We start from the raw sequence: 12,352 nt of genomic DNA on the forward strand, positions 1-12,352 counted from the left end.
AACGCGGCTCAGCCCAGCAGCCTGGCAGCTAATGGTGCAGCAGCGGCCAGGAGGGGGTTGGTGCTGTCGTGACCGCCGCCGAGCAGTCGGGCGACATCCATTTCCGGGGTGTCGTGCTGAACGGGAACAACTTCTTCATGCAGCTCGAGGTTGGCCATGCCGCCGCCTTCCAAACGCATGCACCCCCCGGATTCAGCGCAGAGAATCACACAAACGCCTTGCCCGTTCTCCGGCTCAGCAATCAGTCGAAGCCCCACCATCTGTCCCGCATGCACATTGGGCTGGCCCGTCGGTACAGCCATCAGTTGAAAGCGCACCTCCGTGTCATCGGAACGCTTGAACAGGGCTGATGTGCCGTCGTCGGTCGCGGCAGACGAGACCAACGTCCAGCCGAGCCGATCGGCGATCCAGGCGGCAAGCAGCAGCCCTTGGGCGGGATGATGCCCCTCGACATCGATGTCCAGGCGCGTGATGTGGATTAAGGCATCACGTTGTTGCGGCGGGTCAAACACCATGGCGAGGGTCTCGCGCCAGCTGCGCAATCGCAGCCAGTTGAGATCGTTCACCGCCTGGCCGTTCTCCACGCGGGAGCGCAGCAGGTCAAGGCACTGATGCGGATCACCCATCGCTGTATCGATGATCAGACGACGGGGCGCGCTGGTCAGCCGCTGCATCAGGTCCGGCGCTTCGTCCATGCATCCGTTCCACCAGACCCAGGCCGGCATCGATGACGGCAGCAGCGGTTCGAGAATTGACAGTCCCTCATTGAGGGCGCCATGGCCGCCCCGCAGAACCACAACATCCCCACACGCGGTGGTGCCTCCCCCTTCTTCAGGCAGCGGGCAGTAGGCGGCCACGAGTGTTTCCAACGACTGCTCCGCATCAATCGTTGGTGCCAGGGTGATCAGGCGACGAGGCATCAGTGCACTCAGGGCCGGATCGATGTACTGCCCACGCAGGTCTTCTGCGCTGGCCTGTCCCCCAAAATCAGCCACCGCCTTCACCACGGACCCATCGAGGGGAGGTGTGCTGAGGGGGAGGTCGGCATCCATCACCGCCTGGCGACCCGCAGCGATCAAGGGGGCGGACTGCTGTCCGGTGATGGGCCCAGGCAGGCGGCCACTGCGGATCAATTGCTGCTCGGCCCAGGCGGGTTGCCAGATCAGCAGACAGAAGGTGTTCGCACCGGTGCCCGTGCTGCCCTGCTGCTCGGGGGACCAGAGTTGCTCGAGGTAGTGGGGTACCTCCGCAGGTGCCAGTTCAAGCGGGGTTTGCAGGGTGAGCTGAGGGGACATCGTGACGGAGCAGCAAGGAGTGGAGCGGGACGTGGAGAGCTGAGAAACAGGGCAGCTATGGGCGTCGCCAGAGCAGTCCGTCTTTCGCCAGTAGGGCATCCGCTGCGGCAGGCCCCCAGGTGCGTGATTCGTAGGGATGGACTGGCAGCTGCCAGGGGCTGTCTTCAATCAGCTCCAGCAGAGGGGTGTAGAGACGCCAAGCGGCTTCCACTTCATCGCTGCGGGTGAAAAGGGTGGGGTCGCTGAGCATGGCGTCAGCGAGGAGCCGCACATAGCCTTCATCGGAGGGTTCTCCGAACGATTCGTCATAGGAGAATTCCATGTCGATGGGGCGACTTCGCATCCCAGACCCTGGTGATTTCACTTCGAAGCGGAATTCAGCACCTTCATCCGGCTGGATGCGCAGGATTAGTTGATTGGCGGTGGGCCCTCCGGTGGCAGCATCAAATAGATGCACTGGCGCCTCGCGGAAGGTGAGCACCACTTCACTCATGCGCTTGGCCAGGCGTTTGCCGGTGCGCACATAGAACGGAACGCCCTGCCAACGCCAATTGTCGATGAACAGTTTCATCGCCACGTAGGTCTCGGTGGTGCTGTTGGGATCCACACCGGGTTCATGGCGGTAACCAGCCAGGGGTGATTCCGCTGAACCACCGGGACCGTACTGGCCGCGGATGCAGCAGTTCCAGGGCTCGAGCTCGTCAGCGAGGCGGGCGGACTGGAGCACCTTGGCTTTTTCGTTGCGGATGGCTTCCGGATCAAAGCGACCTGGAGGTTCCATGGCGGTGATCGCCAGCATCTGCGTCAAGTGGTTCTGCACCATGTCCCTCAGGGCACCTGCCGATTCGTAGTACCCGGCGCGCTCCTCCACCCCGACGGTTTCAGCTGCGGTGATCTGAACACTGGAGATGTAATTGCGGTTCCAGATCGGCTCGAAGATCGTGTTGGCAAAGCGCAGAACCATGATGTTCTGGACGGTTTCTTTGCCCAGGTAATGGTCGATGCGAAAGATCTGGTTCTCCTGCCCACAGGTCTGGACCACACGGTTGAGGGCCTGGGCACTGCCGTAGTCACGACCAAATGGTTTCTCGATCACCACCCGGCTGCGTTTGGGATCTTTCAACAGGCCTGCGTCGGCGAGTGAGCGGCAGCCACTGCCGTAAAACTTGGGCGACACAGAGAGGTAAAACGTGCGATTACCGCGGGTGGCGCACTGTTGATCGATCTGCTCGAGCCGTCCGCTGAGCCGAACAACATCCTCAGGTTGTTGAAGGTCGACGGGCTCGTAGAAGAGTTTGCCGACGAATTGCTCCCAGGCCTGCGGGTCGTCCTTGATGGTGCTGGAGAGCGCTTCCGCCATTTTTCCGCGGAAGTCCTCATCGCTCCACGGCCGTCGAGCACAGCCCAGAAGGGCAAACTCACTGGGAAGTCGCCGTTGCTTGAACAGCTCGAAAAGGGCTGGAACAAGTTTGCGGTGGGTCAGATCCCCGCTTGCTCCGAAAATCACCAGACACTGCGGCGCGATCACGCGCTCTTGTCGCAGTCCAACCCGTAGCGGGTTCGTCATCGTGGCGACCATGGAGCGTCCAGGCTTCTGACGCTGGTTTAGGCACGGAACAGCCAACAGACACGGACTTGCTGCTTTGTTTCCGTGTTGGTTTCAGCGTTTGTTCCCAACCCCAAAAAAAAGTCCACCCCTAAGGGTGGACCGGAAACGATGAGCGGGTGATCGCTCAATAGGTTTCAACATGCCAGCGGTCGGCCTTCTTGAGTTGAGGACGGAGTTCGGCCCAATCCAGACCCTTGGCGGCCGCGGCGGCGGTCATGGCTTCGTCGATGCCCGGCTCCATGCCGCGCAGACCACACATATAAACGTGGGTCTTGGGATCTTCGATCATGGCGAAGATCTCTTCGGCGTGCTCCAGAACACGGTCCTGGATGTACATCCGGCCGCCCTTGGCGTTCTGCTCTTCCCGACTGATCGCCTTGGTGTAGCGGAAGTTGTCGGGGTATTCCTTCTCGTAGTGGAGGAAATCCTCGTCATAGAGAAGGTTGGCTGTTTTGGGCGCGCCCATGAACAGCCAGGCTTTGCCGCGGAACTTCCACCCGTTGGTGTCTTGTTCGCGGGGCTCGAACATGCGGCGGAGATAGGTGCGCATCGGGGCGATGCCTGTGCCCGTCGCCAGCATGATCACGTTGGCCTCTTCATCGTCAGGCAGGAGCATCTCCTTGCCAACCGGTCCAGTGATTTTCACCTTGGTGCCGGGTTCGATGTCGCAGAGATAAGTGGAGCAGACCCCGTAGATCTGTTCGCCGGCATCGTTCTTATACTCGAGCTGGCGGACGCACAGGGAGACGGTGTTGCCCTCGAGGTTGTCGCCGTGGCGTGTGCTTGCGATGGAGTACAGCCGCAGCTTGTGAGGTTTTCCTTTGGCGTCTTCACCCTCGGGAATGATGCCGATGCTCTGGCCTTCGATGTACTTCAGCTGAGGATCACCACCCGCGAGATCAAAGGTGATGTGCTGAACACGACCGATCGCACCGTCCTTAAGCAGGGAGTAGTTCTCGGTCACCGTTCCCATGAACGGTGTTTTGGGTTTGTATGTGTTGACCGGTACGTCGGCGTGGGGCTTTTTCTTCGGGGCGCTTGACGTCACGGCTTTCTTAGCGGGTTTTTTGGCGGTTTTTTGGGCAGGTGCCGGGGTGGCGGCAACGGGAGCGGCTGAATGCTCTACTTCCACACCATTCACCGAAACGATTTTGGCGCCGCTGGCCCCCAATCGCTTGAAAAGTGCGGAAAACTGGTTCATAGCAACGGTGTAGGTCTGAACCACCGACGCTTGTGAGCCGACCTGGGGACCACTTGCCACAACAGTGAACAGAACCTCATTGCAATGTTCTGTTGCTGCATTGGACACCCGCATTGAAATTACCTGCTTTTTGTGGCGCGACTATAGGCGTGGCCTTCGATTTCACACAAAATGGTTGCTCTTTGGAACAGAATTCGATGTGATTCAGGCGACCTCCTTAAGATCCCCAAGTTCGGTCTCTCGCTTCGGCGCCTCTTTTGGTTCTCCCCCAGACAATGTTTGGACGTGGGCTTCAAACCTCCAGCGATTCAGCGACTGCGATTGAGCAGACCATGGAGCGGCTGCCCCAGGGTGCGCGTCGTCTCGCTGCGGAACTGAAATCTTCGATGCCTGTTCAGCTCCTCTGGGATGTGCTGACGGATTACGAGAATTTGTCCCGGTTTATCCCCAACCTCAGTTCCAGTGAGCTGATCCAGCGCGAAGGCCAGACGGTACGGCTTCAGCAGGTGGGCAGTCAGCAGCTTCTGGGGCTTCGGTTCTCAGCCCAGGTTCAGTTGGAGTTGACGGAGTATCGCCAGGACGGACTGCTGCAGTTCCGCATGGTGAAAGGTGATTTCAGGCGGTTCGAAGGTTCGTGGCAGATCCGTCAACGGCCAGACGGCAGCTCACTGCTCTACGAGCTGACAGTTCAAGGCTGCCTAGGCATGCCGATTGGTTTGATTGAAGAGCGTCTGCGCGATGATCTTTCCAGCAATCTGAGCGCTGTGGTGCAGGAAGCGCACCGAAGAAACTGCTGAAGTCGCTGCTCAACTCATCGCGAATTGAATTCGCGATGTTGTCTATACCCCCAAGGGGATTCGAACCCCTGTCGCCTCCGTGAAAGGGAGGTGTCCTAGGCCTCTAGACGATGGGGGCGAGGCCGTGATGAGCGAGCAGTCTGTGCTCCTGATCACTTGTGAACACTAGGGCTTGGTCGGACCCTCCGTCAAGACAGCCTGTCCCCATTCGACACCTTGTCCTTGCCAGATCGGCACCGTGAAGGTGAAGCAGGCTCCTTCTCCAGGGTCTGAGACAACCCAGATCTTGCCGCCGTGCACTTCGACGATGCGGCGGCAGACCGCCAGACCCACGCCGTACCCGGTGGTTTGGTCGGAGGTTTGCGGTAAACGAACCCGATCCAGAAAAATCCGCTGTTGTTCCGCTTCCGGAATACCGGGACCACTGTCACAAACACTGACCTCCACTCGCTGGCTGGTGCGGTGCAGCATGGTGAGCGAGATGTGCCCTCCGTCCCCGGTGTACTTCAGGGCATTTTCCAGGAGATTCAGGAGCACCTGACGCATGCGGCGTTGGTCGGCAAAGACCTTGGGAAGATCAGCGGGGATATCAGTTTGTATTTCGACGTTTCGGCCCAACCACAATTTTTCGAGCTCGAGAATGACCTCGGCAGAAACGCTGGCAAGGTCGAGCCGTTGCGGGTTGAAAAGCGTTTCCCAACGGGTGGTTCCCACTTCGAGCAAATCCTTTGACAGTGCCTCCATCTCCTGCAGGCGGCGGGTGATCACATCCTGAAAGCGATCCATGTCGATCTGTCCCAAGCGCTGGCTTTGCAGGGCTAACGCCGCTGCGGTGAGCGGTGTCCGCAGTTCATGGGCCACCATGCGCAACAAGCGTTCCTGGGCATGAACGCGATCGATCAGCGTCTCGTTCTCTTGACGCAGCACCAAGAGTTGATCCTCGAGTTGGAGTTCCTTTTGGGTCCGACTCCCATCAAGTTCCGTGGGTCTGAGGCTGAGGCCGAGACCGCTTACCACCCCATCCTGTTTCCAGCGCGGCACCCACCCTTTGAGTTGCTGAAGGATGTTGCTTCCTGCAAAAACCTGTTTCGGGTTTGGAGCAAGTTTGATGAGGGCTGGCGTCACCACAAGGCGATGCAGTTCCAGAAGTTCGGGTTGGTGCGAGGGATCAGCGACCTGCAGGGTGACTTCGAAGCCCAGGTCTTCCCGTTCCAGAAACTGCACCACGGAACGAAGATCCTGGCCAGACAGGTGGTGTCGCGCTGCGACCAGCAATAGCTTCAACGGCTGATGGGTCTTGGGACCGTCCTTCACCACGCGGACTCAAGACCACAAAAACCGATGCTTACCTTATGGGTTTTTGACTGAACCGCCATCAGAGCTAAGACGATGGAGAACACTCCATGGCGTCATCGACGCGGTCCATGTCGCTTTTTTCCGCGCAAAACCGTGTTCCTCTGACCGCTCCCGGCGGAGTGGCTGTCCAGCCGACGATTCAGGTCGACAGCAGCCTGCGTCGCTGGTTCAACCGCAATTTGGGGGTCTGGCGTTCCAGACGGCAATACACCTTCAGTGACGACCAGGTGCTGCATTTGGATATGAACCTCAAGATGGAGGCCTTCGCCCACCCCGAGGCCGGCGAGAGTCGGTACCGATTTAGCTGGTGGTCCGACCAGGAGGACCAGCATTCCGACGAATTTTTTGCACGGAAGCCTTGGTTTGAGCGCACTGGGGTGATGGAGGCCACGCTCTGGGGCCATCAGCTCCAACGAAGTCGTGGTTATCTCACTGGAGACCCTGTGAGAACCAGGATCCGGCAAGTGGATGAGCACGAAACCATCCTCGAATCCCACTATCAGCAATGGGACATCCTTGAGCACATTCGGCTTGTGGATCAGGACCGCTACCGCTATCGCGCCATTTACAGCTGGGAGAACGGTGATCTCTCAATCGTTGAGCACCATCACGAGATTCGACTTTCCGATTCCCTGCCGCCGATCGAGGACGAATAGAGGGATTCGTTCTGCTGTTGTCCCAGTTCAACAACCGCGCCCAACCCTCGTGAAGCCTTTGCTTGGGCGGTAAGTTGCAAAAAAGTGAGCCGTCCGAGAACTAAGGTGATTCGTCGTTCGTTAGCCACCGCTGCACTGTTGATGGCAGCTCCGTTGCTGTTTCCAGCCACGGCTCAGGCTCAGGCGTCAAAGGCCAAGCCCACCCCTGCTACGGCCATGGAAGTCAATACGTATGGGGTGATGTCGATCGCCACCTTCTGTGAGGCGAGGGCCCAGAAGATCGATTTCAGCAAGTCTCTTGCGGTTGCTCTTGCCGCTCAGTTGCATGTGATCTACGGCAAGCATGGCGGTCTGCTCCCCGGCTCCAAGACTCCTTTGCCTGAGAAGCAGTTCCTTAATAATGCTGGCTTTATGGTCGTAGGCGGCGCTTTGAAGTTCTGTCCTAAATCAGTTCCTGCCGCAGAGAAAGCACGCTTTGAGAAAGCAGCCGCGTCCTTGAAGCCCGCCAAGAAATAGGAAGAGCTTCTCTCCCGTTCTTGAAGTGACAAATATCTCGATTTGCTTGGCTATGAAAGATTCCGATCTTTGGATTAGTCGATAATATTTAGTTCTATCATTCGTGGCTTAAAGGCTCAGCTTTTGGTTTAAGAGCCTCAGTTGTGGGTTCTGTCCGTCAGGATTGTTGTGTCCTTGTGTCGTTAGCCCATGACTGCAGCTGCTTCGATTCGTTTAGCGGACTACACGCCATGGGCCTTTGATCTTCCCGACATCGCTCTTGATGTGAATATCCAGAGCGACCATGTCGTTGTTAACTCCAGGCTCAGCCTTCAACCGCGTCATTCCAGTGAGCCCCTCGTGTTGTGCGGCGTCGATCTGGACATCGAATCCCTCGCGATCGACCAGACGCCTTTGAAGCCTAAGGATTACAGCTTCGCTGACGGACTTCTGACCATCCCAGATGTTCCGACTCAGCCTTTTGTGCTGGAGACCTGCTGCCGTTTGGATCCTTACTCCAACAGCTCTCTCGAGGGGTTGTATGCCAGCGGTGGTCTCCTAAGCACTCAGTGCGAGGCCGAAGGATTTCGACGCATCAGCCTGCATCCTGATCGTCCGGATGTGCTCAGTCGTTGGAGGGTGCGGATTGAGGCCAGCTGCAGCAGTTGTCCTGTGCTGCTCAGCAATGGCAATGCAATAGAGACCGAGCGCGTTGGCGCTGATCGTCATGCTGTGACCTGGGACGATCCTTACCCCAAGCCCTCTTACCTGTTCGCCCTGGTGGCCGGAGACCTGAGGGAGATTCGTGATCAGTACACAACGACGTCGGGCCGGCAGGTCACCCTGAGATTGCATGTTGAGGAGGGGGATGAACCCTTCACGGCCCATGCCATGGCGTCGCTGAAGCGATCCATGGCATGGGATGAATCTGTTTATAACCTCGAATACGACCTTGATGAGTACAACATCGTTGCAGTGCGTCACTTCAACATGGGCGCAATGGAAAATAAGAGTCTGAATATCTTCAATTCAAAGCTTGTTCTCGCCGATGCGGTGACTGCAACCGATGCCGAGCTCGAACGAATCGAAAGCGTCATTGCGCACGAATATTTTCATAATTGGAGTGGGAATCGCATTACATGCAGGGATTGGTTTCAGCTCTCACTTAAAGAAGGTCTAACGGTTTTTCGTGATCAATGTTTTACTGCAGATTTGCATTCTGAAGCGGTTAAGCGCATCGAGGATGTTGCCATGTTGCGTAATACCCAATTTCGGGAGGATGCAGGCCCCACAGCGCATCCCGTGAAGCCATCGGAATACCAGGCGATCGATAACTTCTACACAACAACCATTTACGAAAAGGGCGCGGAATTGATCCGCATGCTGCGCACCTTGCTTGGGCCTGAGCGTTTCATGAAGGGAATGCAGGTGTACGTGGAACGTTTTGATGGCACGGCCGCCACAACTGAGGACTTTGTCCAGGCGATCGCCGATGGGGCGACCAGCCAGGGAGAACCCCTGGGATTTGATCTGGAGCGGTTTCAGCGCTGGTATCACCAGGCTGGAACACCGGAACTCAGGATCGACCGGCGCTGGAATTCCTCACTTGGCCAGTTGACCGTCGACTTGCACCAGACGACGCCCCCCACGCCGGGACAAGCTGAAAAACTGCCGCTTGTGTTGCCGATCGCCATCGCGCTGGTCGGAGATCAGGGCCGTGTTGGTGAGGAAGAGCTGCTTGTGATGGAGGGTGAGCAAGCCAGCATCACCCTGCAGGGCCAGCCCGGTGACAACGCCCCTGCCCTATCAGTGCTGAGGCGGTTCTCGGCGCCGGTCCATGTGCGTTTGGACCAGTCGCTGGAGGAGTGTTTGCAGCTGTTGTCTTCCGATGATGACCCCTTCTGCCGTTGGGATGCGGCTCAGCGTTTGGCACGTCAGGTGCTTCTGGCACGGGCTGAAAACCAGCCGAAACGTGCCGTGGAGGAGGCTCTGATTGAGGCTCTGGATCAGAGGATCTCCGCTTACGACGGTGGTGATGGCATGGACCTGGCGGCGCTGCTTTCACTTCCAGGAATGGCGGAACTGGAGGCATTGCAATCGCCAGTGGACCCCCTTTCGCTGGATCAGGCGTTCCGGGAGTGGACCCAAGAGATGGGTGTTCGATTGCAGTCGTCCCTGCGACGACTCCTGGACTTGACGCGGGCTGACTGGGCCATGGCTTGGCCAGCCGGTCAGGGCGGCCGTGCACTGACGGCTTTGGCTTGGCGCTGGCTTGCAGCTGCTGGGGACGCAATGGTTCAGGCTGAGGCACTGGCGGCGGTCTCCGGGCCTTCGATGACCCTCGCGCGGGGAGCACTGCGCGCGTTGCTTCCGCTCGACAGTGCTGAGCGTGAGCAGGCGCTGGCCTTGTTTTACGACCGTTGGAAGGACAAACCCGTGATCCTTGACGCTTGGTTTGCGATGGAAGCGTCAGCCCCCAGGTCGAATGCTCTGGAGCGGGTTCAGCAGCTTTTGGAGCACCCACGCTTCGATCCGCTCGCTCCTAATTCCTTGCGCGCCGTCCTGGGCGGATTCACGGCCAATGTGCAGGCATTTCATGCCGCCGATGGCAGTGGCTATCGGTTCATGGCTGAGCAAATCGCAGCGGTTGATTCCCGGAATCCGATCACAGCTTCACGGATGGCCAAGGTGTTCAGCCGCTGCAACAGTTACGGATCCGGCCGTCAGAAGGTGATGCGTCAGGCCATCGAACAGCTGGCATCAGAGCCCCTATCTGCAAACACGGCCGAGGTTGTTCAGTTGCTCATGACGTGATCACCACGAGCACGATGATCGCCAGCAGCAGGATGACCAGCCAGAACTTTCTGTTGCTGCGCCGACTGCTCAGAGGCGTTGGGCGCGTGGCACGGCTCCCTGCCGCAAGACCGCAGTTCTGACAGACCAGCCGTCCGGCCATGGATCGATCGGCACGAAACCGACGGCTTCCGCAGTTCTGGCAGACGGTGACGGCCAAGGTCTCTCAATCATCGTTCCACCAGCTTGCCTGGCACCAGTTAGTCCCGTTCCCAGCCTTCGCAGCCTGCTTTGGAGCGCTGGCGCTTTGTGCGTCGATAGCTCTCGTTCTGTTGGGCAAGAGCTTCGCTCGCAACAGCAACAGCCTTGCTGTCACTGCTTTCAGCGATGATCGCTCGATTGATTGCCATGGCGTTGCCCAGGCGATTCAGCACCTGATCCATCAGCTGGCACTCATCGAATGCGGCGCGTCCCGTGGCCGGTACTCCAAGCAGCAGCAAGGCCCAACACAGAGCAAGCAAGCCTTTCATTGATCTGCTCAGGGGCTGTAAGTGATGGTGCACTGATAGCGGCTGCTAAATCCCACATCAATGCTTTTGCAGGTTGTGTCGGTGATCGTTGCCCCTTGTGGGACCACGCGCATGGCCTCTGCGGTGGCGAATTGCTCTGAGGGGCCCTGGGCTGTGGCCCGATTCCCTCCTGCGAGAGCCGTGGAGCCCCAAAGGATTGTGGCCATCAACAGAGCCGTATGTCGCATGACGGGAGTCAGAAGTGATGTCTTCGGTTTACACAAAACGCGTTTGTGCGACAGCGGTGGTGGCATTAGCAACGGCCACGGCACCAGCGCTGACCCTGATGTCTCGGTTCACTTTTGGATTCCGCGTCCCGATTCACTTTGGGGACTGGCGGTGGGGGCAGAAGCGCTGCTGGCTGGATAGGAAGACGTCGCGATCCCCATGCCGCGTCAAAGGGAACCACCACGAGGGGAATCGGTTCCGCACTCCGCACCGGCAAGACCAATGCCCATGACGCGACAAGAGCTGTGATCAGAAATCTCATCACACCATCTTTGCTGATGCTTGATCTTCTTGCCGTAGTTTCTGCTGCCCCATTAGGGCTCAGGCCGGCGGCGACAGGGCAGGGGTGGAACCTGAGCTTGTTCAGTCCTTGGAATAGGAGACGCCGCGATAAGTCAGAACAACGGAATTGCGAACCGAATTGACTTGATCAGCTCGATAGGATTTACCCATGTATTTGAGTTGGATTGTTGGCCTGATAGTTGCTTTCTCTGACTTTGCATATTTGTTGCCCAAGAAGGTGAGTTCCATGGCTTAGTAGGGAGTGAATAAAATGTTTTCAAGTTCTACATCGTTGCTGTAGGCCCGCAAGGTTCCACTGGATACTTCATTCTTTAGCCATTGTTAAAATGACCTCGGCTTGATACAGGCGCCGTCGTCTGGCCTTGGCCTGACAGGGGAAAGCGTCTATTGCTTGTTATCGACTGTCGTCTGAGTTGTCGTGAAGGGCGCGAAGTATTAGCGATTATTTCTCTTTGCTGCACCGTTGACATGCAGAAATTCTGTCTTTGTGATGCTCTGGCAATGTTAGCCGAAAAGGGTCAACATCAAATTCATAACCACATGTGCATCTTGCGTGAAATCTCAGTTTTTTTGATTTTGTGAGTCGTTTTAAGAGGGTGATCTCTCCATAGATTTGCTCTGGTTTGAACCGATCAAGCTTGATACGTTCTTCGTGTGCATTTTTGATTCGTGCCTTGTGCAGTGCGTTGCGCACTGAGTTTTCACTGCCTTTGCCAAGGATCTTGGGGATCTGGAGAATCGATCGACCTTCCTTCAGATACAGACGCTTGATCTCCTCGATCTCTGCACTGGTGAAGCCAGACTTTTTGCCCACCTGCTTTCTCCCTTTGGTTTGATTCTCTCAGGGCGTGCGCAAGGCAAGGTCTTATGGAACCCTTCCGCCCAATCTGATGACTAGAGATCTGGATTGAGCCGGATGACCTGAAAGCCATCGGGCGCTGGTCGCTGCTCTGACTCCTTGTCAATGAGAGGTCTTGGAGTCAGGCCAGCATGATTCACTGAAGGCGAGTTAAGCCACAACATTGCTGCGGCTCATATGGTCGCTGCTTT

14 protein-coding genes and 1 tRNA gene are annotated in these 12,352 nt (G+C 57.5%); 5 read left to right on the forward strand and 10 right to left on the reverse strand.

Annotated elements, in window-relative coordinates; genetic code table 11:
• Positions 1–8: 8 nt before the first annotated feature.
• The 3 genes from DXY30_RS12690 to DXY30_RS12700 form a co-directional block, all read right to left on the reverse strand.
• A complete protein-coding gene (locus DXY30_RS12690; protein ID WP_115095271.1) occupies positions 9–1,295 on the reverse strand; it encodes a glucose-6-phosphate dehydrogenase assembly protein OpcA in 1,287 nt (428 codons plus the stop codon).
• Positions 1,296–1,350: 55 nt separating this feature from the next.
• A complete protein-coding gene (gene zwf, locus DXY30_RS12695; RefSeq protein ID WP_115095272.1) occupies positions 1,351–2,874 on the reverse strand; it encodes a glucose-6-phosphate dehydrogenase in 1,524 nt (507 codons plus the stop codon).
• 154 nt (positions 2,875–3,028) lie between these two features.
• Complete coding sequence (locus DXY30_RS12700; protein WP_115095273.1) at positions 3,029–4,219, reverse strand: FAD-binding oxidoreductase; 1,191 nt, start codon at positions 4,217–4,219, stop codon at positions 3,029–3,031.
• A gap of 161 nt (positions 4,220–4,380) precedes the next feature.
• Between DXY30_RS12700 and DXY30_RS12705 the strand changes: the two genes are divergently transcribed.
• Positions 4,381–4,902, forward strand: coding sequence for an SRPBCC family protein (locus DXY30_RS12705; protein ID WP_115095274.1), 522 nt, complete (start codon positions 4,381–4,383; stop codon positions 4,900–4,902).
• A 45-nt stretch (positions 4,903–4,947) separates the two neighbouring features.
• On the opposite strand, the gene DXY30_RS12710 is transcribed toward DXY30_RS12705, so the two are convergent.
• Both DXY30_RS12710 and DXY30_RS12715 read right to left on the reverse strand, forming a co-directional pair.
• A tRNA-Glu gene (locus tag DXY30_RS12710) sits at positions 4,948–5,020 on the reverse strand.
• Positions 5,021–5,067: 47 nt separating this feature from the next.
• Positions 5,068–6,219, reverse strand: coding sequence for a histidine kinase (locus tag DXY30_RS12715; RefSeq protein ID WP_115025285.1), 1,152 nt, complete (start codon positions 6,217–6,219; stop codon positions 5,068–5,070).
• 107 nt (positions 6,220–6,326) lie between these two features.
• Between DXY30_RS12715 and DXY30_RS12720 the strand changes: the two genes are divergently transcribed.
• From DXY30_RS12720 to pepN, 3 genes are all read left to right on the forward strand, one after another.
• Positions 6,327–6,914 carry a hypothetical protein gene (locus DXY30_RS12720; RefSeq protein ID WP_115095275.1) on the forward strand — a complete coding sequence of 196 codons (588 nt, stop codon included), beginning with the start codon at positions 6,327–6,329 and terminating at the stop codon, positions 6,912–6,914.
• A gap of 105 nt (positions 6,915–7,019) precedes the next feature.
• The gene (locus DXY30_RS12725) at positions 7,020–7,430 is read left to right on the forward strand and encodes a cAMP phosphodiesterase (protein WP_115095276.1); all 411 of its coding nucleotides are present in this window, start codon (positions 7,020–7,022) and stop codon (positions 7,428–7,430) included.
• 189 nt (positions 7,431–7,619) lie between these two features.
• Positions 7,620–10,223: an aminopeptidase N gene (gene pepN / locus DXY30_RS12730; RefSeq protein WP_115095277.1), complete on the forward strand. Its 2,604-nt coding sequence runs from the start codon at positions 7,620–7,622 to the stop codon at positions 10,221–10,223.
• Here pepN and DXY30_RS12735 read toward each other — a convergent pair.
• Genes DXY30_RS12735 through DXY30_RS12745 form a run of 3 tightly spaced genes read right to left on the reverse strand, consistent with a single transcriptional unit; the run spans position 10,213 to position 10,959 of the window.
• Complete coding sequence (locus DXY30_RS12735) at positions 10,213–10,422, reverse strand: TFIIB-type zinc finger domain-containing protein (protein ID WP_115095278.1); 210 nt, start codon at positions 10,420–10,422, stop codon at positions 10,213–10,215. The genes pepN and DXY30_RS12735 overlap by 11 nt on opposite strands.
• A 40-nt stretch (positions 10,423–10,462) precedes the next feature.
• Positions 10,463–10,732: a hypothetical protein gene (locus DXY30_RS12740; RefSeq protein ID WP_115095279.1), complete on the reverse strand. Its 270-nt coding sequence runs from the start codon at positions 10,730–10,732 to the stop codon at positions 10,463–10,465.
• Positions 10,733–10,740: 8 nt separating this feature from the next.
• Positions 10,741–10,959, reverse strand: a complete 219-nt coding sequence (locus tag DXY30_RS12745) for a hypothetical protein (protein ID WP_115095280.1) — start codon at positions 10,957–10,959, stop codon at positions 10,741–10,743.
• Between DXY30_RS12745 and DXY30_RS13710 the strand changes: the two genes are divergently transcribed.
• Positions 10,958–11,140 (forward strand): hypothetical protein, encoded by a 183-nt coding sequence (locus DXY30_RS13710; RefSeq protein WP_137006874.1) that lies wholly within the window; start codon positions 10,958–10,960, stop codon positions 11,138–11,140. The genes DXY30_RS12745 and DXY30_RS13710 overlap by 2 nt on opposite strands.
• Before the next feature lie 222 nt (positions 11,141–11,362).
• Here the strand turns inward: DXY30_RS13710 and DXY30_RS14700 are convergent, their stop codons facing one another.
• Both DXY30_RS14700 and DXY30_RS12755 read right to left on the reverse strand, forming a co-directional pair.
• On the reverse strand, positions 11,363–11,530 hold the full coding sequence (locus DXY30_RS14700; protein ID WP_115095281.1) for a DUF4278 domain-containing protein: 168 nt from the start codon (positions 11,528–11,530) through the stop codon (positions 11,363–11,365).
• A 214-nt stretch (positions 11,531–11,744) separates the two neighbouring features.
• Positions 11,745–12,116 carry a hypothetical protein gene (locus DXY30_RS12755; protein ID WP_115095282.1) on the reverse strand — a complete coding sequence of 124 codons (372 nt, stop codon included), beginning with the start codon at positions 12,114–12,116 and terminating at the stop codon, positions 11,745–11,747.
• Between the last annotated feature and the right edge of the window lie 236 nt (positions 12,117–12,352).

The organism is Synechococcus sp. UW106 (assembly GCF_900474015.1).
Lineage (GTDB): Bacteria > Cyanobacteriota > Cyanobacteriia > PCC-6307 > Cyanobiaceae > Parasynechococcus.

What these genes read in the sequence shown, in the direction of transcription:
- zwf (WP_115095272.1), bottom strand. Translation starts at nt 2,874, where the DNA reads ATGGTCGCCACGATGACGAACCCGCTACGGGTTGGACTGCGACAAGAG.
- DXY30_RS12720 (WP_115095275.1), top strand. Translation starts at nt 6,327, where the DNA reads ATGTCGCTTTTTTCCGCGCAAAACCGTGTTCCTCTGACCGCTCCCGGC.
- DXY30_RS12745 (WP_115095280.1), bottom strand. Translation starts at nt 10,959, where the DNA reads ATGCGACATACGGCTCTGTTGATGGCCACAATCCTTTGGGGCTCCACG.
- DXY30_RS13710 (WP_137006874.1), top strand. Translation starts at nt 10,958, where the DNA reads ATGACGGGAGTCAGAAGTGATGTCTTCGGTTTACACAAAACGCGTTTG.
- DXY30_RS12740 (WP_115095279.1), bottom strand. Translation starts at nt 10,732, where the DNA reads ATGAAAGGCTTGCTTGCTCTGTGTTGGGCCTTGCTGCTGCTTGGAGTA.
- DXY30_RS12690 (WP_115095271.1), bottom strand. Translation starts at nt 1,295, where the DNA reads ATGTCCCCTCAGCTCACCCTGCAAACCCCGCTTGAACTGGCACCTGCG.
- DXY30_RS14700 (WP_115095281.1), bottom strand. Translation starts at nt 11,530, where the DNA reads ATGGAACTCACCTTCTTGGGCAACAAATATGCAAAGTCAGAGAAAGCA.
- DXY30_RS12705 (WP_115095274.1), top strand. Translation starts at nt 4,381, where the DNA reads ATGTTTGGACGTGGGCTTCAAACCTCCAGCGATTCAGCGACTGCGATT.
- pepN (WP_115095277.1), top strand. Translation starts at nt 7,620, where the DNA reads ATGACTGCAGCTGCTTCGATTCGTTTAGCGGACTACACGCCATGGGCC.
- DXY30_RS12700 (WP_115095273.1), bottom strand. Translation starts at nt 4,219, where the DNA reads ATGCGGGTGTCCAATGCAGCAACAGAACATTGCAATGAGGTTCTGTTC.